The following is a 21,976-nucleotide window of genomic DNA, read 5'->3' on the forward strand; positions in this document are numbered from 1 at the left end:
CGGGGAGGAAACCCCGGGCCCAGCGTCCGTGCCGGGCCGGCCGAAATCCCGAGAGAAAACACATGCACCGCTCCAGGAAATTGCTCTCTGGCATCCTCGTCGCCGTCACCGCGCTGGCGGCGTTGTCCGGCGCCTCCGGAACCGCGTCGGCGGCCTCGCGTTCCGTCCCGAACCCCTCGTTCGAGGGCGGCTGGCAGAACGGCAAGCTGGCGTGCTGGGGGCTGTCCTCCGGCCCCGGCCGGCTGACCCTCACCCGCAACGGCCACACCGGCCGGGGCGCCTACGCCCAGGGACGTGGCCGGGCGGGCAACCAGCTCAAGCTCATGTCCGATCCCACCCCCGCCTGCCAGGTCCCGGTCACCGCCGGCAGCCGCAACCAGCTGCAGTTCTGGATGCGGTCCACCGCCGGGGCCCGGCCGATCGTGTACGCGTACTCCCTGCTCACCGGCTGGACCCCCTGGTTCAGCGGGAGCAAGCTGCCGGCGGGGCCCCTGCAGCCGTACACGGTGACGGTGCCGACCATCCCGCTCGGGGTGACCGCCGTCAGTGTGGGCGTGAGTTTCGACGCGACCAGCACCGTCGTCCTGGATGACGTGGCCCTGGCCCCGCAGGCCGGTCAGGTGCTGTTCCGGGCGAACTTCCCATCGCTCAACGGCCTCTTCACGAACGACTACGCGTACTGGACCCCGAGCGATCCGCGCAGCCTCCTGTCGCCGGTGTGGGACATGACCAGCGGATCGCTGTTCTCGCTGAACGGCAACGGGTACACCGGGGTGCCCGACGACCGGACCGCCGACGCGAGGTCACGGGCCAGCACCCATTCGGCGATCTTCCGGCTCACCACCCACGACTACTCGTTCAAGAACGTCTCGGTGCAGACGAAGGTGAAGGTCCGCCGCCTGTCGTCGACCCGCAGCACCCCGCAGGTGGACTGGGACGGCGTGCACCTGTTCCTGCACTACAAGAGCCAGTACCAGCTGTATTACGCCAGCATCGCGCGGCGTGACGGCAAGGTCGTCATCAAGAAGAAGTGCCCGGGCGGACGGTCCAACAACGGTACGTACTACGAGCTCACCGACGAGCGGGCCGGCTATCCGATCGCGTACGGATCGTGGCAGTCCGCCGGCGCGACCATCCGCGATAACGCCAACGGCTCGGTGTCGATCACCCTGACCGTCGACGGGCGGGCCGCCGCGGAGGCCACCGACACCGGCGTGGGCTGTGCCCCGATCACCGGCGCGGGTGCGGTCGGCATCCGTGGCGACAACGCCGAGTTCGAGTTCACCGACTTCAAGGTGTCCACTCTCGGTTGACCTGACCCGCACACAGCAACGGGGCACGGCGCGCAGCCGGGCCCCGTTGCTGTGTGCGGGTCAGGTCAGGTCACGGCAGCGGACTCACCCGGAAGTCGTCGAACTCGAAGTTGCAGTTGTCCCCGCGCAGGCCCACCGCGCCGGCGGCCAGCCCGGCCGGTGCGGCCTCGCCGGAGTCGACGGCCCGCAGCAACGTCCGTTTCCCGTCGCCGATGGAGATCTCGACCTCGCCGGCCGCGGTGTTCTCGATCGTGATGTCGAACGTCTGCCACGTGTTGTACGGCACCTCGTACGCGGCTTCGCCCAGCGTGGTGTACGTCCCGCCGTTGACGGTGCCGCCGGGGCTCTTGCGTTTGACGACCACCTTGCCGTCCCGCCGGTTGAGGGACAGGACGTACAGGTCCTCCGGGCTCTGCCAGCGCAGGAACACGTGGACGCCGTCGGTGGCGTCCGGCCCGAATCGGCCGTCCGAGGTCAGGCCCAGGTTCCGGACCCGCAGCGTGACGAGCGTGTCGAGGAAGTCGGCCCGCCGGGTGGTGGCCCGGAAGACGCTGGAGCCGGTGCCGTTCGCCGAGAGCAGGTCGGGGCTGGCCGCGTCCGGTGCCCCGGTCCACCCGGCGCCCTCCCGCAGATACAACGACCCGCTGGTGACCTCCCACTCCGACGACCGGACGGCCCGGGTGTCGGTGGGGTTCGAGTGCGCGTACTCGTTGGTGAGCAACCGGTCCGGGCCCCGCAGGTCGGGGGCGTAGGCCGGGACCTGGTGGACCGGCCCGGAGTGCACACAGAGCAGCACCACGGCGGCCAGGAACAGCGACTTCCCGACGAGCGGCTTCTTCATGACAGGGTGGCGGTGCAGTAGCCGAGACCGCGGATCCCCTTGATGATCGCGGGGAGGGCGTTCAACGTGTTGGACGGGTCCTGGATCCCGTCGTGCAGCAGGACCACCGAACCGGGGCGGACCTGGGCGACGACGGCGGCGGCGATGTCCTGCGAACCGCGGCCACGCCAGTCGTTGGTGTCTATGTCCCACTGCGTCAGCTTCAGGCCCTGCTTCGCGGCCACCGCCCGTACCGTGTCGTCCTGGTTGTTGAACGGCGCCCGCAGCATGGTCGGCGCCGGCGCGCCGGCGCCGGTCAGCGCCTGCTGGGTCCGGGTGATCTGGGCCTCGATCTCGGCCGGCGTCAGGTCGGTGAGGTGCGGGTGGTCCCAGGTGTGGTTCTCCACGAGGTGCCCGTCGCGGATCGCGGTCCGGATCGTCTCCGGCCGCCGGCTCACCTTGGAGCCGAGCACGAAGAACGTCGCCTTCACGCCGTACGCCCGGAGCACCTCGAGGATCGGCTCGGTGTAATCGCCCGGTCCGTCATCGAAGGTGAGCGCGACCTCGCCCGCCGTGCACGGGTTGCCGGTCGTCGCCGATTTCAGCAGCTCAGGATCGACCGTCACCTTCTCGGCCCGCGGTTCGGCCCCGGCGCCCAGGCTCGGGAACGACAGGTAGACGAGCAGGGTCGCCCCGAGCGCGAGCAGCCCGACCATCATCTCGAAAGCGGTCCGGCGCAACGACGCGCGGCGGTTTCCGGCAGGGTTCGCCATGGGTGTTCCTCCTTCTCCGGCCCGGCCGTCAGGGGGCGGAGTGGTTGGTCATGATCGGGTCGGCGAACGTCACGGTGCCGGCGCCGATCCGGGCCAGGGTGACGCCACCCTCGTGCAGCACCCGGTCGAACGTCGCGGTCGCGGCGCGGGCGCCCTTGACCTTCACCGTCACCACGTCGCCGCGGACCTCGACCTTCAGCTTGCGGGTGGTGGCGCTGGGCAGCGGCACGGTGATCAGTTCCTCGATCGGTGCGGCGCCGACCCGCTGGCGGATCACCATCCGGGTCACGCCGACCGACACCTCGACGCGCCCGTAATGGCCCGCGCCCTCCCCGTCGCGGACCCCGATCACCGCGGTGGAACGCGGGGACAGGCCCTTGACGGTCAGGTCGAGCGAGTAGTCGAGCCACCGGCTGGTGTTGACGTCGTGCACCGAGCAGGTGCCGTAGCCGCGGATCTTCGACGTCACCGCGAGCGCGGCGGCCGTGGCCGGGCACTCGGCGTGGTCGCCGGTCCACCGCAGGTCGGTGAGCCGGTCCGGCATCGGCGTGGGCATCGACTCCCGGATGACCTTCAGCAGGTTCTCGACGGACGTGGTCTGCCGGATGCCGATCCGCGGCAGCATCCACCGGGGCGACGACTCCGTCACCGCGTCGATGTGGCCGGTCGGCGCGTTCTCGCCGACCAGGGCGACGTCGAAGCCCTGCTGTTCGAGCAGTGCGGGCAGTTCGGTGCCGATCGCCGGGATGTTGCTGCCCTTGCCCGCGTCCCCGAACGGGTAGCTGAGCGCGACGGCGGGGCTGCCGGTCAGGTTCTTCAGCCGTTCCTGGCTGCGGGCGAGGTCGGCCGCCACCCGGGAGCGCCACTGCTCGACACTCTCCTCGCCCTTGTCGGTACGGATGCGGTTGGTCATCGGGGCCGCGACATCACCGGGGACCGGCACCATCTTGTCCATGCCCGCGGTGTGCGACCCGAATTCCCAGCGGCCAGTCTCCTTGAGCTGACGCACCTGGCGGTCGGACAGGAAGTACGACGGGGTGCCGGCCTCGACGAGCAGGTCCGTGGTCAGGAACGCCGCCGCGGTGTAGTCGTAGCGTTCGAGCACCGGGTCGATCGTGGTCCACGTGGACAGCGCGCCCTCGTCGAAGGTCAGCAGCAGCGGCCGGTCCGGGAGCTGGACCGGTTTGTGCCGGACCAGGTCACGGACGGTGGACAGCGGCACGGTCCGGTATCCGAGCGCGGACAGCGTGGCCATCTGCTCGGCGAAGGTGTGCCGGGCAAGGGTCTTGGTCGACGGGTCCTCGTCGGACACGTTGTGGTACGTCAGCACGGTGACCGCGCCCGGATACGCCGGGACCGCGGTCGCCGGGGTCACCGCGGACGCCGCCAGCGGCTCCAGCCGCGGCGGGTCGAACGGCTTGCTGAGGTCGACCCAGGTCACGATGGCCACGCCGAGCGCGCAGAGCACCAGCAGCATCGTCACCCCGCGCAGCAACCGGCCGGGCACCGTGGCGGCGGCCGCCCGATGTTTGCGTACACCCACGTGATCAGACATTGCTGAGCACCATCTCCCGGTCGCCGGTCCGCTGCGCGGGCGGCGCCTGGCCCGGGCCGGCGTCCGTTCCGGCGTCGTCCCGGGTCCCCCACTTGCCGTCCCGGATGCGGGCGATCGCCCAGAGCAGCTGTGGCGAGAACGCGATGTAGAAGAACGTCCCCAGGAACGCGTAGATCCACATCCCGTCGTTGCGCAGCATCCGGTAGACCATCGCGTACGCGGCGGACACCAGGAACAGGCCGACGAAGTAGACGGCGGGGAAGCGGCCGTGGGTCAGCGGCTGCGCGAGGCTGTACAGGATGACGAGCGGGCTCATCAGCCCGGCCACGGTCTGCACCGCGACCGACGGCAGCGCCCGCAGGCGGGAGCGCCAGATGTGCGCCAGCAGCAGCGGGCCTTCCCGGCTCCACGACTTCTTCCAGCGCAGCTGCTGGCGGAAGAACGTGCGGTACCCGTCCGGCGCGTCCGTCCAGGCCTCGGCCCGGGAGTCGTACCGCGTGGTCCAGCCGGCCTTGATCACCCGGTTGGTCAGCGCCCGGTCGTCGCCGTACGTGCACTCGACGCCGAGGAACCGCTGGTGCTCCCACTCGTCGAGCAGGTCCACGACCGCCGAGCGACGGTACGCCGCGAAGCAGCCGGAGCAGCACGTCACCGCACCCAGCACCGACTCGGCGCTCTTGAGCAGCTGGAACGACACGTAATAGCGGGTCGCCTGCATCCGGGTGAGGGTGTTCGTGGCGGCGTTGCGGACGTAGGTGAGGCCGGAGATCGCGCCCACCTTCGGGTCGGCGAAGCCCTGCACGAGCTTGCGGATCGCGTCCCGGGCCGGCATCGAGTCGGAGTCGACGAAGACGAGGATCTCGGAGCTGGTGGCGCGGATCCCGGCGGCCATCGCGGCCCGCTTGCCCATGTTGCGGCCCAGGTCGATGCACCGCACCGAACCGGGCGGGTATTCCGCGGCGGTCTCCAGCATCCGGTCCCAGGTGTCGTCGGACGAGCCGTCGTTGATCACCACGATCTCGATCTTGTGGCGCGGATAATCGAGCGCGAGGCAGGAGCGGATGGTCCGGCTCACCGCTTCGCTCTCGTTGTAGGCCGGCACGATGATCGCCACGGTCGGCTCGATGCCACGGTCGCGGGGCGGGCGGTAGAACGCCGCCAGACCGAACCGGCTCAGCACATAACTGCTGATAAGAATCGTGTACCCGGCCGTGAACAAATTTCCACGTAAGAACGAGACCTTCACGCCCACATGCCAGGCGATCAGTCCGCAAATGACGATGATGCCGAGCAGGCTCAGGAATTTGAGCGGACCACGGCTTCGTTCATCCACGCCTTGCGGCACCGGCGACCCGGATTCACCGCCCGGAGCTCTTCGGGAACCCACGATGGGCACGGTGTCGACCCCGTCCGGCGGGTCGTGCCGACGGACGGAAGGACTGTAGACCACAGAATTTCTCCGGGGAGTCGAGGCTGAGAATCACGAGCCGAATGCGCCATTTCCAGGGGGCGCGAACATTCTTATCAGGCAATGATTTGAGCCTCAAGCCGCGTCACTCCGACGAGTGCACCACGCCCGGAAAACGATTTGTTTCACTTATTCCACAACGGTGGGTGCCGTTGCCCGCAGCCATTCGAATACTTTCGGGGGACGTGGCGTACTAATCCGTTCGCATGTGATGAGCGCAACGGCCGCCGGGCAGTAACCAAGGCATCAACGAATCGTGCGGGCGGGCAATCCGGAGATCACCCGCCCACACGTCATCAGATTGTCACTGAATGATCACATTGGTGCCGGCGCCACCATCGAGCACGTCGCGGCCCGATCCTCCCTCGAGGCGGTCGTCACCGTCGTCGCCGGAGAGGCGGTCGTCACCGTTGCCGCCCTCCATGACGTCATTGCCGGCGTCACCGGTGGCGATGTCGTTGCCGTCGTCACCACGGATCAGATCCTCGCCGGCCCCGCCGCTGATCCGGTCGTCGCCGAACCCACCGGACAGGATGTCGTCGCCGGCCTCGCCGTTGATCACGTCCTTGCCGTCCCGGCCCTCGACGGTGTCGTTGCCCTCGCCGCCGGAGATCGTGTCGTCGCCGAGCGCACCGACCAGCGTGTCGTTGCCGGCGTCACCGGTGATCACGTCCTTGCCGTCCCGGCCGTCGATGGTGTCGTCGTCGGCACCGCCGGAGATCGTGTCGTCGCCGAAACCGCCGACGATCGTGTCGTTGCCGGCCTCGCCCTGGAGCCGGTCGTTGCCGTCGGCACCGTCGATGACGTCGTCGCCGGCCCCGCCGTAGACGGTGTCCCGGCCCAGGCCACCACGGATGATGTCGGCCCCACCGAGGCCACGGACGGTGTCGTTACCACCCTTGGCACAGATGACGTCGGCGCCCTCGGTGCCCTGCAGCACGTCGTCGCCCTCGGTGCCGGAGATGGTGCAGGCCGGCGTCTCGCCCGGCCCCGACGTCGCACTCGGGGTCGCACTCGGTGTGGCACTCGGGGTCTCGCTCGGCGTGACACTCGGGGTCGGCTCCGGGCCGGTCGCGTCCAGCGCCGTGCGCAGGGCCGCCGCGATCTGCGCCCGGACCGCCGGGTCGAGACCCGGCTGGTCGGCCGCGAGGCGGTCGAGTGCCGCCGCGGCCGCCGCACGGTCCGCGGGGGTGGCCAGATCCGGCACCGTCACGGTCGCCGAGGAGTTCGACAGCTCGTCGGCCCCCGACAGGAGACGGGCCGCCAGCGTGGTCTCACCGGCGACGAGCGTCGCGGCGTCGACCGGGAACGCGAACCGGCGGGTCGCCCCGGCCGGCACGGTGACCGGCGCGTCGGACAGGTTCCGGGTGCCGAGGTCGACGGCCAGGCGGTAGGTCGCCGGGACCGCACCCACGTTGGTCACGTCGACCGAGACGGTCTGACCCGCCACGTTGCGGAAGAGCACGTTCGGGCCGGCCGTGGCCACGACACCGTCACCGTCGGCGCCGAACGAGTGTGCGTCGCGCAGTTCCGCGGCGGTCGGCTCGTCGGCCGGGGTCTGCTCCGGCGGCGGGGCCTGGTCGTTGAGGTCGCCCACGCCGAACGCACCGACGGCACCACCGTCGTAGACCAGGTTCGGCCAGTCGTTGAACCCGCGCAGCACGCCGCGGGCCGCGTCGTTGTTGATGCTCGTCGCGACCGTACCCGGGTTGACGACGCCGTTGCAGTTCCAGTCGGTGTCCGGACCGGCCGCACCGACGACCTCGCCGCCGCCGGGGCAGAACCGCTTGACCACCGGCGCGCCGGCACCGAGACCGGCCGGCTCCGACAGCGCGTTCTCGTCCAGCGTCGGCAGGGCCGACCGGGAGTAGTCGAGCGCCCGCCCACCCAGCTGCCACGAGTAGTTCATGATGCTGAGGTAGTTGGGCTTGTAGCCGACGTCGAGGCCGGCGTCGCTCCCGCCACCGCCGTGGTGCAGGTTCAGCGTGTGGCCGAGCTCGTGCATGAAGGTCCCGGACTCCTGCCGGCGCGAGAAGCCCCCACCCCAGCTCGGGTGACCGTCGGTGACCAGGAACGCGTCACCGGGGATCCCCTGGGCGATGCCGGAGCTGCCGGAACCCGCGTACGTGTCGGCGAACATCGCGTAGTGGAAGACGTCGGCCCGGGCCGCGTCGAAGTTGGCCGCCTTGAGCGCGTTGAACGCCCCCCAGTTGTACGACCCGCCCGACGTCGAGCCGAGCTGCGCGCTGTAGGCCACCTGGCCGGCCCGGCTGCGCGAGCCCCAGGTCGCCCCGGTGACCGGGTTCATCACGGAGTCCGGGCCGTGGTCGATGTGCACCCGGATCCCGGTGGTGCCGTCCGGGTTGGACACCGGCGCGGCGGCGAACGCCTGCCGGACGTCGGTCATCGCGGCCGGCTGCGGGGCGAACGTACGCCCACCCCAGCAGATCACCCAGACACAGGTCGCCGGCCGGCTCATCCAGTCGGCCTCGATGAAGATGTCCCGGTGATCGGGTGAGGCACCCATCGCCGGCAGGTCGACCTCCAGCGTGCCGTCCCCGTTGAGGTCGAGGCCGCGCGTCTCCCAGGCGTCGAGCAGGCCGTCGCCGTCCCGGTCGGCGTTGTCCCGCGCCGAGGCGAACGCGGTGAGGTGCTTGACGTGCGCCGAACCGGACGCGGGCACCCGCACCGACCAGCTCAGCCCGGCGCCGTTGTCGATGCTCTCGTTGCACCGGCAGGTGTTCGGGAACTGCCGCTGGGCGCCGATCACGGACCAGACCTCGTCGTACCCGGCCTCGTAGTTGCGGCTGCCCTCGGTGATCGGGATCCACTGCTCGACCCGGCCGTCCGCCGACACACAGGCGATCTGGTCGCCCTGCCGGCTGCCCTTGCCGATGTCCGAGTTGGCGAGATAGCAGTCGCCGGCCCGGTAGACGATCGCGGTCTTGGCCACCCCGGAGCCACGCAGCTCGACGTCGGTCGAGTAGCTCTCCTGGCCGGCGACGTACAGGTCGGTCTGGGTGAGCCGGATCCCGGTCGTCCCGAGCGCCACCACCGTGGTCATCCGGTACGGGTCCGCGGCGGTCCCGGCTCCGGTCGGCACGGACTGCGACACCGGCGTGTACGTGGTCCGCGGCGAGGCACTGCTCCCGGCGGGAACGTTCGCGGGCCCGAACAGGGTCCCGTCGACCACGACGAACGTCGCGCACGCGGTCGTTCCGTAGAACTCCGGGGACGTGTCGAGCGCGTGGCGTACCGCGCAGTTCAGATCCGGGCTGGTGGCCACCTCGGTGAGCGGACCGGCGGAAGTGATCACTCCGGCGGTGGCGGCGGAAGCAGAATGCATCTGGGCCGCCATGGCGACCCCTGCTACGAGTACTAAAGTCATGGTCCAAGCCGCATGTCTCGCGCGGCGGGATCGATTCAATTTCACTGCGTGCCTTTCCTGCTTTTCAGCGGTACGCAGCAACAACGAATCCCTGATCTTGTAGAAATGGGCGACGCATGCCACTCTCTTGTCGGCTGAACCGTTCCGGGGTCCTGGCGGTCCTCATTTCCACCGCCCTGGCGACCGGGTGCGCGGGCTCCCCCGCACCGAGCGCACCGGCGCCCACCTCGGCCGCGAACGGGCTGCTGGCGGCCGTGCGGCACAGCGGTGGCCTGTGCAGCACCGGCCCGTGCGCCACCGATCTGACCGTCTACGGCGACGGCCGGTGGGACCTCCGGGACGAGAGCTCAGGAAACAGATCCGGCACTCTGAGCGACGATCAGGTCCGCGAACTCCGTACCCTGGTAACCGAAACCGATCTGCCGTCGGCGACCACCACCATCGACTGTGCCGACAATTACGATGGCATTCGGGTGACATACACGATCGGTTCCGATCCGGAAACTGTCATCGATTCCTGCAGCATCCGGATCGCCGGCCCGAATCCGCTGATCGAACGCCTGGACGACCTTTTTCAGGAGCTCGGCCAGAAATGACCGCCAGCGAATATCAGCCGAACCGGTGACCCCGTAACGGGTACGTTCGCCCACCGGCCGCCCGGACGTCGCCTACGTTGGATGACGATGACGCATCTGGGCTTGTTCACCTTCATCCGTCACCCCGTTCCGCTGACCGTCCTCGCGCTCACCGTCGCGCTGGCGTGGCCGCTCAGCCGCCCGCTGGCCCGGCGCCCGGGGCGTGCACGCCCGGTGGCGGCCCTGCTGGTCGTCGCGATCGGCACCGTCGTGGCGCTCACCCTGACGCCGAACTTCGGTTTCCTGCCGACGGAAGTCCTGCCGCCGCACTTCCTGACCCAGCTCGACGACCCCGCCTCGGTCTGGGCCACCCTCACCCAGCCACCCGCGGACGCCGAGCAGATCGCCAACATCGCGCTGTACGTACCGGTGGGGTTGCTGGCCGGCCTGCTATGGAAAAACGCCGTGCGGGCGACCCTGCTCGGGTTCGCCCTCACGGCGTTCATCGAAACGTGTCAGTACGACATCCCCGGCCGGGCCGGTTCCCTGACCGACATCCGCAACAACACCATCGGCGCGCTGGCCGGTGCGGTACTGGCGGCGGTCGTCACCCGGCCCCGGGGACGCCTCAGAGCCGGGCCAGGTGGGGAACCCCGCTCAGCCGGTACGTCGCGTCGAGCACCGTAGGCGCGTCGGCCAGCCAGGAATGGTCGGTGCCGGGCTGCAGGGTGTGCACCAGCACCACGTCCCACTCCGTCGCGTCCACCGGATCCACCGAATACATCCGGCCACCCCGCACCGCGATGGAATCGATCATCGCGTCGGTGAAGGACACCGAGGCACCCGCGGCCCGGAGCCGCTGGATGATCTCCAGCGCCGGGGACTCCCGGACATCGGCCACCCCCGGCTTGTAGGCGACGCCGACGACGAGCACACTCGCGCCGCTGAGCGCCTTGCCGCTGTCGGCCAGCACCTCGACCACCCGCTGCACCACCCGGCCCGGCCGCGCGGCGACCTGCGACATCGCGGTCTCGATCAGCGGCGAGCTCACCCGGTCGGCCCGCAACTGCCAGAGCAGGTAGTGCGGGTCGCAGGGAATGCAGTGCCCGCCCACGCCAGGACCAGGATAGAACGGCATGAATCCGTACGGCTTGGTGGCGGCCGCGTCGATCACCTCGGTGACGTCGAGGCCGAGCCCCCGGCTGATGTCCGCGAACTCGTTGGCCATCGAGATGTTCACCGCGCGGAACGTGTTCTCGTACAGCTTGGTCATCTCGGCGACCTCGACGCTGCTGACCGGGTGCACGAAGCTGGAACACCCCTCCAGGAGCCGGGCGGCCCGGCGGACGCACTCCTCGGTCACGCCGCCGACCACGCGGGGCACCACCTTCTGCACGTGCTGGTCGTTGCCCGGGTCGATCCGCTCCGGCGCGAACGCGACGAAGACATCCGTCCCGATCTCGAAACCCCGCGCCCGCAGCGGCTCCACCAGGAACTCCCGGGTGCACCCCACGTACGTGGTCGAGGTGAGCACGATCGTCTGACCGGCCACCACCTGGGCCACCACGCTGCGGCAGGCCGCGCGCAGGGCATCCAGGTCCGGGGCCAGGTAGTGGTCGATGGGCGTCGGCACGCAGACCAGGACGACCTCCGCCGTGGCCATCGCGGTCGCGTCGGTGGTCAGCGTGAACGAATCCGGGGCGGTCAGCGCCTGCCGCAGCCGCGCCTGGTCCGACGGCAGCAGATCCGCGGCACCGGACCGGATCTCCTCGAGGCGTTGCGTGCTGATCTCGAGCCCGAGCACCGCGCTGCCGGTCGCCTGCAGCGCCAGGGCGGTCGGCAGGCCGACATAGCCCAGGCCGACCACGACGACATCGTGGCGGAAGCGACTTTCACGGGCCGGCCGTTGCACCGGCATCTGGATACGGGAGAGCGTCACGGGCTGTGCGGAATCGTCAGTCTGGTACGAGGAAAGCACGTCAAATCCACTTTCAAAATCAGAGCGGCTGCTAAGGACAATCGTCGGTGCCAATTCAGACGTGCTGATTCAGACGCCGTTCGGCGACGGCGTCATCGACGCTTCGTGCGGCAGGTTCGCCGGGCCACCCTGACGAGCGATGTGCTGAGGTGCGGTAATCACGACGGGCTCCGGGTGCAGGCTGTCGCGCTGGCACAGAGCCGCGATCTCCTTGACCACCCGTGCCGAGTCGGCATACGGATCGACGATCTTCGCCTCGTACGGGTGCAGCGGCGGCACCACGACATGCGAGATCAACTGGTGCAGCGGACGGACATCCTCCTCGCCGTCCCCGAACAGGTCCTCGTGCAGCTTCTCGCCCGGCTTCAACCCGGTGTAGACGATCTCCACCGGCGTGTCGGCCTGCTCGACCATCTGCTTGGCGACCTGCGCGATGGGCACCGGCTGCCCCATCTCCAGGACCAGCGCCTCACCGTCACGGCCGATCGCGGCCGCCTGGATCACCAGCTGCACGGCCTCCTGCACCGTCATGAAGTAACGGGTCACCAGCGGATCGGTGACCGTCACCGGCCCACCCGCGGCGATCTGCGCCGCGAACGCGGTGAGCACCGAACCCCGGCTGCCGAGCACGTTGCCGAACCGCACACTGAGGAACGTGCCGTCCGCGGTCATCGCCGCGTACGACGTGAGCCGTTCGGTGACCCGCTTGGAGAAGCCGAGCACGTTGCACGGGTTGGCGGCCTTGTCGGTGGAGATGTTGACGAAGCGTTCGACACCGACCTCGGCGGCGGCTTCGAGCACGGTCTGCGTACCCCAGATGTTGCTCTTGACGGCCTCCCCCGGATGATTCTCGAGCAGCGACACATGCTTGAGCGCCGCGGCGTGGAACACCACCTGCGGACGCCGGTCGGCGAAGATCGCCGCGATCGCCTCCCCGTCGCGCAGGTCGGCAAGAATGAGTTCCGGGCTGTCCAGCACGGCCCGGCCGTGAATCGAGAGCTGCACCGCGTGCAGCGCCGACTCGTCCCGGTCGAGCATCATCAGCTCGGCCGGCTCGAACCGGTGCAGCTGCCGGCACAGTTCCGACCCGATCGATCCCCCGGCACCGGTGACCAGCACCCGCTTACCCTTGAGATAGCCGCCGATCGAATCCATGTCGGTGTCGACCTGATGCCGCCCGAGCAGGTCCGCGATGTTCACATCGCGGACGTCGGACGCGCTGACCGTGCCGCCGAGCAGCTCCGAGAACGACGGCACCACCTTGAACGAGGCACCACCCTCCAGCGTGCTGCGGCGGACCTCACGGATGATCGACGCGTCGACGTTGCCGACGGAGAAAATGACCGTACGAGCGCCGGTGCTGGCCAGTACCTTGCCGATGTCGTTCCGGGTCCCCTTGACCGCGACACCACCGACCCGCAGGTGCCGCTTGCGCGGATCATCATCGATCAGGCCGACCGGCAGATAATCGCTGTTCGGATCCCCGACCAGCGACCGCAGCAGCCGCTGCCCAGCGGTCCCCGCACCGAACAGCAGCACGGGCGTGGCCTGCGGCGCGTTCGGCCGCAGCCGCCGCTCGAACTGCAACCGCCGCACATACCGCACGCCGAACATGGCAACCAGCGCGACCGGGCCACCCACGAGGGCGGCACTCAGCGGAAGAGGCCGCGAGGGCAGGGCAAGATCGATGGAGAACAGCACCAGCACGACGCAGAGCACCGTCGTGGAAACCGCCTTGACCTCCTCGAACGTGCCGAACCCGTACCGTCCGCGATAGAGGAACTGCTGGTGCCCGATCACGGTGTGCAGCGCCACCGCGGCCGCGACCGCCGCGATCGTGGCGGTCAGTGGCGCCTGCGCCAGATCCAGGTCGAAGCGGACAACAATCACGGCAATGAGCCCGAGCGCCCAGGCGCCGGCATCCACCAACCACGGGCCGATGACCCGAGGGCGTCGAGCAGCGAATTCGGTCTGCCGATTCCGCAGAGGGTTATTCATACGGCCCCTTAAGGATGAACTTGCGATATCCATTCGGATTTTTACGCCCGCGACCGACACCTTCGGGCTCGATAGGGACAACGTTCCGCACGAACCGGCATACATGCGCAGTTCGGCCGACACACGTTGACCAAATGGTGGATGCAGCGATGCTCAATCCTGCTGACTACATACCGCGCCCGGTACGACTGTGTTCTGCCACGGCCGAACGCCGGGAGTCGTCCACAAACGCGGTTTGACAAATGCATCCGGGTCGAGGTCGCCGGGCTCAATCGTCACGTCATACGTCTGTTTGGTGCCGGGCGGCAGATCGACGGTGAAAATAGCGACTCCCCGGTCCCGTTCCATCCCGGTGCCGAACGGCACCTCCTGACCGTTGAGCTGCGCCGACACCACGCCTCCGCCGGTCGGGCTGAAGACCGAGACGTTGGTACGCGAGGTGTACTTGTCCCCGGACAGCGCCAGGCCGGTCACGTACCCGGGCAGATTCGCCGTCGGCGCGGTCGAGCCGAGCGTGAGCTTCAGGTGCAGCTCGCGATTGCCGTCACCGTCGCAGGCGCCGACCTCGAGCTCCGTGGCCTGGGTCAGGTAATAGCTGAGCTTCCCGCCGCTGCCGTCGTTGAGGAAGACACCCACGGTCGGGGTGGTCGGCGAGTCGACCGGCAGGCGTCCCTCGAGCACGGTCCCGGCCAGGGTCGCTTCCTCGTCGGGATCCGCCGTCCACATCAGCAGCCGGCGCTCCCCGGCGGCCCGGGCCAGCTGGACGATCATGCCCTTGGCGTCCCCCTGCCCCTTGAGCAGCGCCTCGAAGATCGACTTGGCGGCCTTCGCGAAATACGCGTCCTGATCGACCGGGTCCGGATACTTCGCGTACGCCTCGGACAGCAGCACCCGTACCGCGTTGTCCGCGGTGAGCGCCTCGCCCTTCGGCACGTTCACCGCACCGGTGGCCTGGAGCAGGTAGGACAGGGCAACCGGGTCGGTGGCCAGGACGCCGTCGACGGCGATGCCGGACCGCTTCTGGTACATGGCCCGCATCAGCACGGCAGCGGTGGGAAAGTCCGGCGACAGGTTCACATCCGCCGGGAAGACCGCGGGCCGATCCGTGTAGAGCGCCGTCTGGCCCGCGTCGAGCTGCTGCACCGGCGGGTCGAACACCTTGAGGTACGTCGCCGAGCTGCCCTGGTCCGTGATCGTCACGGCACCACCGTCGGCGTGCACCAGGATGTAGGCGCCCGGCATCCCGCCGGTGGCTCTGATCTCCGCATTGTTCTGGAACAGCACCAGATAGTTGCGCGGACCGTCGGCACCCAGCATCCGGGGCAGCAGCCGCGCCGCCCGGTCGGCGGTCGAGACGAGCTGCTCGGCCCTGGCCAACCCGACCGACAGCTCCGTGACCGCGGTCGCGACCTGGTCGACCAGTCCGTCGGCCGGAATGTCCTCGACCTCGGCGCGGGCCGACCGGATCACCTCGAGACCGGCGGCGATGCGCGGCGCGGCCGTGTTCAGCTGCGAGAGATCCACCCGCCCGTCCCGCGGCGCCAGCGTCCTCGGGTCCAGCCCGGACGCGACGTCCAGCAGCGCCGGCAGACCGTTGCCGGCCAGATCGTCGAGGACCTTCGCCACCGTCCGGACCGCGCTCAGATCATCACCGAGCATCGGCAACCCGCCGGCCGCCGACCAGCCGGACCCGTCGGTCTCGTCCTTCGCCGCCGCGGTCTCCAGCTGCAACGCGGCCAGCGTGCCCTTCGCCGCCGGCACGTCACCGGCCTTGATCTGGTCCTGGAGCTGAGCGAACAACCCGGCCGCGGTCTGGAGATGACCTTTGGCCCGCCAGCCCTGGGCGCTGACCCAGCCCACCCCCACCAGCAGCACGACGACGAGTCCCGCGGCGGTCAGCCAGATCGCCTTCCGGCGGCCCGGCCGGCGCTTCTTCGCTTTCGAGCCGGGCGACCCTTCATCGACCCGCCGCACTCTCTTGAAATCGATCTGCGGTGCGGACTCGGGTGGGGTGAAAGAATATCGATCCGGACCGCTGGGCGACTGAGACGGTTCTTCATTGTGCACGGCAATGGATCCCTACGACGAAGCGGACGCGACAGCACGCCTGCGGTGGATTCGGCACACCGGTCGGCCATTACTGACTAACGGAACGGTCACGCGGGAGATGTTCGGACTACCCCCTTGTGATGAACTTCCGGTCGGTACCGGGTACGCCCGGATCGTTTCGGTCCCATCCGACACCCGACCGCAAACACATCGTTGGTCCCGGAGAATCGATCGTCTCTCAGCGATGCTCGGAGGACCCCTGTGTTGCCCTCGCTCAAGGATCAACGTTTTCTCATCACCGGTGGCACCGGGTCTTTCGGCCAGACCATGGTGGCCCGTCTGCTGGCCGCCGGTGCCGCCGAGGTCCGGATTCTGAGCCGTGACGAGGCCAAACAGGACGATCTGCGCCGCCGATTGCGTGACGACCGGGTGCGGTTCCACATCGGTGACGTGCGTAATGCCGATTCGGTGACCAAGGCGACGAACGGCGTCGGATACGTCTTCCACGCCGCGGCGCTCAAGCAGGTGCCGTCCTGCGAGTTCTTCCCGCTGGAGGCGATCCGGACCAACGTGCTGGGCAGCGCCAACGTGCTCGACGCCTGCGAGCGGAACGGCGTCAAGTCGGTGGTCCTGCTGAGCACGGACAAGGCCGTACAGCCCATCAACGCGATGGGGATCAGCAAGGCCATGATGGAAAAGGTCGCCCAGGCCCACGCGCGCAACAATCCCGACGGCGCGACGAATGTCTCCTGCGTGCGGTACGGCAATGTCATGTATTCACGCGGCTCGGTGATCCCGCTGTTCATCGAGCAGATCCGGGCCGGGCAGCCGATCACCGTCACCGAGCCGAAGATGACGCGGTTCCTCATGTCGCTCGCCGAGTCGGTGGAGCTGGTCGAGCACGCGTTCAATCACGCCGGGCCGGGTGACATCTTCATCCGCAAGGCCGCCGCGTCGACCATCTCCGATCTGGGCGAGGCCCTGTGCAACCTGTTCGGGGTGCCGTTCAAGATGAACATCCTCGGCGTCCGCCACGGCGAGAAGATGGCAGAGACCCTGGCCAGCCGTGAGGAGCTCGAACACGCGCAGGACTTCGGTGACTTCTTCCGGGTCCCGCTCGACAGCCGCGACCTGAACTACGCCCTGTACTTCGAGGAGGGCGAGGTCGAACGGGAGCAGATCTTCGACTTCAACTCCTCGAACGCGCCGCGCCTCGCCGTACCGGAGATCGAGGCGATGCTCCTCACCCTCCCCGAGGTCCGCGCCCAGCTCGCCGCCGCCGACCGGCCGCTCGTCCCGACGGGCCCGGCATGATCTCCAAACTCGTCCTGACCGGAGCCGGCGGTTTCCTCGGCTGGCACGTCCGCGTCCTGGCTCGGGCGCTCGGCCTGCCCGAACCGATCATCGTGGACCGGGGCATGCTCGCCGAACCGCATCGTCTGGCCAGCGCGCTGGACGGCGCCGACCGGGTCGTTCACCTGGCCGGCATCAACCGCGGCGATCCGGCCGACGTCGGCGCCGGCAACGTCGACCTGGCCCGGCAGCTCTCCGCCGGGCTCCGGGCCTGCGGTACCCCGCCCAAGACGGTCGTCTTCGCGAACTCGATCCAAGCCGGCAACGGCACCCCGTACGGCGACGGCAAGGCCACCGCCTCGGTGCTGCTGGCCGAGACCACCCGGTGGTTCGGCTCGGAATTTGTCGACGTGCCGCTGCCGAACCTGTTCGGCGAGCACGGTCGGCCGAACTACAACTCCGTGATCGCGACCTTCTGCCGGCTCCTGGCCGACGGAGGCACGCCGCAGGTCACCGGGGACCGGTCGCTGGAGCTGCTGCATGTCACCGACGCGGCCCACCTCCTGCTGGGGACCGGCGCCGCGAGCCCGATCGAGCACCGGACGGTCCACGAGCTGGCCGAGCAGCTGGAGAACTTCTCCGCGACATACCGCAGCGCCCAGATCCCGGAACTCAGGACGCGGTTCGACGTACGGCTGTTCAACACGTACCGCTCGCACCTCGCCCCCGCGCCCTTCGGCCTGACCCGGCACGCGGACGCCCGCGGCAGCCTGGTCGAGACCGTAAAGGTGCACGGCGGCGGAGGGCAGACGTTCTGCTCCTCGACCGTGCCCGGAGTGACCCGCGGCCAGCACTTCCACCTGGCGAAGGTGGAACGTTTCGTCGTCGTCCGGGGCGAGGCGGAGATCTGTCTGCGGCGCGTCCTGCACGACGAGGTCCTGCGTTTCCGCGTCTCGGGTGACGAGCCCGTGGTCGTCGACATGCCCACGATGTGGGTGCACAACATCACCAACGTCGGTGCCGGGGAGCTGACCACGCTGTTCTGGTCGAACGACCTCTTCGACCCGGCGAACCCGGACACGTACCCGGAGCCGGTCTCTTGAAGATAGGCATCATCTCCCAGTGGTACGCCCCGGAACCGGTGGTCATCCCGGGCAACCTCGCCGAGGACCTGGTCGCGCGCGGCCATGACGTCCGGGTTCTGACCGGCTTCCCGAACTACCCCGAGGGCACGATCTACCCGGGCTACCGGCAACGGTGGAACGACCGGTCGCGCCAAGCCGGCGTCACGCTCAGGCGGGTGCCGGTGTACGCGAGTCACGACGCATCCGGGATCCGCCGGGCGGCCAACTACCTGTCGTACGCGGCGACGAGCTCGATCGCCGCGATGCGCTTCCTGGCCGACGTCGACGTCGTGTACGTCTACCTCACTCCGGCGACGGTCTGGGCCGCGGCGGCGCTGCTCAGGACATTGCGGGGGATCCCGGCGGTCATCCATGTGCAGGACATCTGGCCGGAATCGGTCACCTCGTCCGCGATGGCACCGTCCGGTCCGGCCGGCCGTGCCGTCGAACAAACGCTCCATGCCGCCATGCGGAAGATCTATCGCGCCGCGGCCGGTGTGGCCGTCATCGCCCCGACCATGCGCGACATCATCGTCGACCGGGGCGCTGATCCGGACCGTACCCATGTCATCCTGAACTGGGCCGACGAGACCCTGTTCCACCCGGTGGGCAGCACCGAGGACGCGCGGCGGGACATCGGCCGGCGCGACCGGCGCACGATCATGTACTCCGGGACCATGGGGCCGTTCCAGAACATCGAGGCCGCCGTACGCGCGGCGGCCAGCCTGTCCGGGGACGGTGAGGTCGACCTGGTCCTGGCCGGTTCCGGCACCACGGAGCAGGCCGCCCGGGACCTCGCCACCGAACTCGGTGCGGACAACATCCGTTTCCTCGGCCGCCGCCCGATCGACACGATGGCCGCACTCTACGGCGCCGCGGACTTCCAGCTCGTCAGCCTGCGCGATCTGCCGATCTTCCGGGGCACCATCCCGTCGAAGTTGCAGTCGGCCCTGGCCTGCGGATCGCCCGTGATCGTGTCGGTGCCCGGCGACTGCGCCACCCTCGTCGAGACGCACGGGGTCGGCCTCGCCTGCCCACCCGACGACTGGCGGCTCCTCGCCGACCGTTTCCGTCAGGCCGCGAAGCTCCCGGCCGACGAACAGGCTCACATGGCGCACCGTGCGCGCACCGTGTACCAGACCCAGATGTCGCGCAAGGCCGGCATCGATCAGCTCGAGAACCTCCTTGTCGAAGCCGCAGTCACCGGAAGGCGCAAGCCATGACCAAGGTTATGACCGTCGTCGGAACCCGCCCGGAGATCATCCGGCTGTCCCGGGTCATCAGGCGGCTCGATGAGACCGTCGACCATGTCCTGGTGCACACCGGCCAGAACTGGGACCGGATGCTCAGCGACGTCTTCTTCGACGAGCTGGAGCTCCGCAAGCCGGACCGCTTCCTCGGCATCGACACGTCCTCCCTCGGCCGCGTGCTCGGTGGGGTGCTGGCCGGCGTGGAAGAGGCCATCAAGGACGAACAGCCCGATGCCCTGCTGGTCCTGGGCGACACCAACAGCTGCATCGCGGCCCTGATGGCACGGCGGATGAAGGTGCCGGTCTATCACATGGAGGCCGGCAACCGGTGCTTCGACCTCAACGTGCCGGAGGAGACCAACCGGCGGATGGTCGATCACGTCAGCGACTTCAACCTGGTCTACACCGAGCACGCGCGACGCAACCTGCTCGCCGAGGGCCTGCATCCCCGGCGGATCGTGCACACCGGCTCGCCGATGCGGGAGGTCCTGGAGCACTACCGCCCGAGGATCGAGTCGAGCGGGGTACTCGACCGTCTGCAACTGGAAGCCGGCGGCTACTTCCTGGTCAGCGCTCACCGCGAAGAGAACGTCGATGATCCCGAGCGGCTCGGGCTGCTGCTGGATTGCCTGCGGACAGTACGGGACCAGTGGAAGCTGCCGGTCCTGGTCTCCACTCACCCGCGCACCCGCAAGCGGCTGGAGCAGCATGCCGAGGACCCGACCAGTCTCGAAGGCATTGCCTTCCACGAGCCGTTCGGGTTCTTCGACTACGTCCACCTGCAGATGAAAGCAAAATGCACGCTGTCCGACAGCGGCACGATCAGCGAGGAATCCGCGGTGCTGGACTTCCCCGCGGTGACGCTGCGCGACTCCATCGAGCGCCCCGAAGCGCTGGAGACGGGGGCGATCGTCATGGCCCGGCTCGACCCCCGAGCGGTGATCGAATCCGTCACCTGCGTCATCGACAACAGCGGCAGCCCGACCGTGTGCCCGGCCGACTACATGGTCAGGAACACCTCGGAGACGGTGGTCAACTACATCCTCTCCACGGTCAACGTCCATGCGAGCTGGGACGGCATCCGTTCGAACAAGGGCCGGGACCAGTGAGCGACCCGCGCCGGTTTCGTGTCGTCATGACCTGCGCCGCGTTCGAACCGGGATTCAGGGCCGGCGGCCCGATCAAGTCGGTCGCGCACATCCTCGACGGGACGTCCGAGGACGTCGACGTCACGCTGATCACGAGAGACCGGGACCTGGGCGACAAGAAGCCCTACGCCGGGCTGTCGGGACGATGGGTGAAACGAAACCACGCCGACATCTTCTATCTGAACATCAGAAGCCCACGGCAATGGCTGTCGATCGGCCGGTTCCTGCGTGCCTCACCGCCGGACCTGATCTACATCAACAGCCTCTTCACCCCCACGTTCTCCGTCCTGCCCGTACTGGCCGCCCGCACCCGCATGTTCCGGCCGCGCAGGCTGCTCGTCGCCCCACGAGGCGAACTCTCGCCGGGTGCGCTCGAACTCAAGTCCGCGAAGAAGCTCCTCTTCCTCAAGGCGTGGCGGCGGGTGCTGGCCGGTATGCCCGTCACCTGGCACGCCAGCACCACCATGGAGGCCGCTGACATCGAGCGGAACTTCCCGGGTGCGACCATCCTGGTGAACCAGGACCAGAGCGGGCTCCCGAAGGTCGCGGACGTGCCCCGCCAGCGAGGGGGCCACGCCCGCTTTGTCTTCGTCAGCCGGATCAGCCCCAAGAAGAACCTGAAGTCGGCCCTCGTCGCCCTCCAAAAAGTCCGGAACAGAGTCGACTACGACATCTACGGACCGATCGAGGACAAGCGATACTGGAACGAATGCCAGGAGATGATCGACAATCTCCCGGCCAACGTCACGGTCGAGTACAAAGGCCATCTCGCGCCGGACGAGGTCCGCGCGACGTTCGCGCAGTACGACGCCTTCCTCTTTCCCACGCACGGTGAAAATTTCGGCCACGTGATCGCCGAAAGCCTTTCCGTCTCGTGCCCGGTCATCTGCTCGGACCAGACCCCGTGGACCCAGCTGCTCCGGGAAGGGGCCGGCTGGGTCACCGACGACAACGCCGGCAACGAGCTCAGCGGGATCCTCGAACGCCTCACCGCCGCCGACGCCGAAGCGCGGTTCTCCGCACGCATCAAGAGCGGTGTCGCGTACGAACGATGGCAGGACCGGCTCCGGGCAGTGAACGTCTTCGACGAGCTTCGAGCACGCCATGACCATCCATAAGCCGCGGTTGGCGTTCCTGGGTACGGGCTACCTCGGCGCGACCTACGCCATCTGCTTCGCCGAACTCGGGTACGACGTGCTGGGCTTCGACATCGACGCCGCCAAAATCGGCAAACTCGCCGCCGG

General features: G+C 68.8%; 17 protein-coding genes. 9 read left to right on the forward strand and 8 right to left on the reverse strand.

Annotation, left to right across the window (positions count from 1 at the left end):
- Positions 1-80 precede the first annotated feature (80 nt).
- Entirely contained in the window at positions 81-1,313 is a 1,233-nt protein-coding gene (locus ACIA6A_RS06755) for a hypothetical protein (RefSeq protein ID WP_396096397.1), read from the forward strand.
- Between the two features lie 70 nt (positions 1,314-1,383).
- Here ACIA6A_RS06755 and ACIA6A_RS06760 read toward each other — a convergent pair whose 3' ends face one another.
- The 5 genes from ACIA6A_RS06760 to ACIA6A_RS06780 form a co-directional block, all read right to left on the reverse strand.
- Positions 1,384-2,154: a hypothetical protein gene (locus tag ACIA6A_RS06760; RefSeq protein ID WP_396096398.1), complete on the reverse strand. Its 771-nt coding sequence runs from the start codon at positions 2,152-2,154 to the stop codon at positions 1,384-1,386.
- Positions 2,151-2,906, reverse strand: coding sequence for a polysaccharide deacetylase family protein (locus tag ACIA6A_RS06765; RefSeq protein WP_396096399.1), 756 nt, complete (start codon positions 2,904-2,906; stop codon positions 2,151-2,153). Before ACIA6A_RS06765 ends, ACIA6A_RS06760 begins: the two co-directional genes overlap by 4 nt.
- A gap of 28 nt (positions 2,907-2,934) precedes the next feature.
- Positions 2,935-4,461, reverse strand: coding sequence for a polysaccharide deacetylase family protein (locus ACIA6A_RS06770; RefSeq protein ID WP_396096400.1), 1,527 nt, complete (start codon positions 4,459-4,461; stop codon positions 2,935-2,937).
- Positions 4,454-5,794 carry a glycosyltransferase gene (locus ACIA6A_RS06775; RefSeq protein ID WP_396096402.1) on the reverse strand — a complete coding sequence of 447 codons (1,341 nt, stop codon included), beginning with the start codon at positions 5,792-5,794 and terminating at the stop codon, positions 4,454-4,456. The genes ACIA6A_RS06770 and ACIA6A_RS06775 overlap by 8 nt, the downstream gene beginning before the upstream one ends.
- A 439-nt stretch (positions 5,795-6,233) precedes the next feature.
- Positions 6,234-9,275: a hypothetical protein gene (locus ACIA6A_RS06780; RefSeq protein WP_396096403.1), complete on the reverse strand. Its 3,042-nt coding sequence runs from the start codon at positions 9,273-9,275 to the stop codon at positions 6,234-6,236.
- A 158-nt stretch (positions 9,276-9,433) separates the two neighbouring features.
- On the opposite strand from ACIA6A_RS06780, the gene ACIA6A_RS06785 reads away from it, so the two are divergent.
- Both ACIA6A_RS06785 and ACIA6A_RS06790 read left to right on the forward strand, forming a co-directional pair.
- Positions 9,434-9,913: a hypothetical protein gene (locus ACIA6A_RS06785; RefSeq protein WP_396096404.1), complete on the forward strand. Its 480-nt coding sequence runs from the start codon at positions 9,434-9,436 to the stop codon at positions 9,911-9,913.
- An 87-nt stretch (positions 9,914-10,000) separates the two neighbouring features.
- Positions 10,001-10,579, forward strand: a complete 579-nt coding sequence (locus ACIA6A_RS06790) for a VanZ family protein (RefSeq protein WP_396096405.1) — start codon at positions 10,001-10,003, stop codon at positions 10,577-10,579.
- On the opposite strand, the gene ACIA6A_RS06795 is transcribed toward ACIA6A_RS06790, so the two are convergent.
- The 3 genes from ACIA6A_RS06795 to ACIA6A_RS06805 all read right to left on the reverse strand — a co-directional run bounded on the left by ACIA6A_RS06795 (position 10,521) and on the right by ACIA6A_RS06805 (position 15,842).
- Entirely contained in the window at positions 10,521-11,810 is a 1,290-nt protein-coding gene (locus ACIA6A_RS06795; protein WP_396096406.1) for a nucleotide sugar dehydrogenase, read from the reverse strand. The genes ACIA6A_RS06790 and ACIA6A_RS06795 overlap by 59 nt on opposite strands.
- A 129-nt stretch (positions 11,811-11,939) precedes the next feature.
- Entirely contained in the window at positions 11,940-13,760 is a 1,821-nt protein-coding gene (locus ACIA6A_RS06800) for a polysaccharide biosynthesis protein (protein WP_396096407.1), read from the reverse strand.
- A 261-nt stretch (positions 13,761-14,021) separates the two neighbouring features.
- A complete protein-coding gene (locus ACIA6A_RS06805; protein WP_396096408.1) occupies positions 14,022-15,842 on the reverse strand; it encodes a DUF4012 domain-containing protein in 1,821 nt (606 codons plus the stop codon).
- A 336-nt stretch (positions 15,843-16,178) separates the two neighbouring features.
- Here ACIA6A_RS06805 and ACIA6A_RS06810 point away from each other — a divergent pair, with 336 nt between their 5' ends.
- The 6 genes from ACIA6A_RS06810 to ACIA6A_RS06835 all read left to right on the forward strand — a co-directional run.
- Complete coding sequence (locus ACIA6A_RS06810) at positions 16,179-17,231, forward strand: polysaccharide biosynthesis protein (RefSeq protein WP_396096409.1); 1,053 nt, start codon at positions 16,179-16,181, stop codon at positions 17,229-17,231.
- Positions 17,228-18,313: an NAD-dependent epimerase/dehydratase family protein gene (locus tag ACIA6A_RS06815; RefSeq protein WP_396096410.1), complete on the forward strand. Its 1,086-nt coding sequence runs from the start codon at positions 17,228-17,230 to the stop codon at positions 18,311-18,313. The genes ACIA6A_RS06810 and ACIA6A_RS06815 overlap by 4 nt, the downstream gene beginning before the upstream one ends.
- Positions 18,310-19,557 carry a glycosyltransferase family 4 protein gene (locus ACIA6A_RS06820; protein WP_396096411.1) on the forward strand — a complete coding sequence of 416 codons (1,248 nt, stop codon included), beginning with the start codon at positions 18,310-18,312 and terminating at the stop codon, positions 19,555-19,557. The genes ACIA6A_RS06815 and ACIA6A_RS06820 overlap by 4 nt, the downstream gene beginning before the upstream one ends.
- On the forward strand, positions 19,554-20,693 hold the full coding sequence (gene wecB / locus ACIA6A_RS06825; protein ID WP_396096413.1) for a non-hydrolyzing UDP-N-acetylglucosamine 2-epimerase: 1,140 nt from the start codon (positions 19,554-19,556) through the stop codon (positions 20,691-20,693). The genes ACIA6A_RS06820 and wecB overlap by 4 nt, the downstream gene beginning before the upstream one ends.
- A 26-nt stretch (positions 20,694-20,719) precedes the next feature.
- The gene (locus ACIA6A_RS06830; protein WP_396096414.1) at positions 20,720-21,850 is read left to right on the forward strand and encodes a glycosyltransferase; all 1,131 of its coding nucleotides are present in this window, start codon (positions 20,720-20,722) and stop codon (positions 21,848-21,850) included.
- Positions 21,837-21,976 (forward strand): hypothetical protein (locus tag ACIA6A_RS06835; RefSeq protein WP_396096478.1); only part of this gene is annotated, 140 nt, incomplete at its 3' end. The genes ACIA6A_RS06830 and ACIA6A_RS06835, both read left to right, overlap by 14 nt.

It is taken from the genome of Actinoplanes sp. NPDC051494, assembly GCF_044454705.1.
Lineage (GTDB): Bacteria > Actinomycetota > Actinomycetes > Mycobacteriales > Micromonosporaceae > Actinoplanes.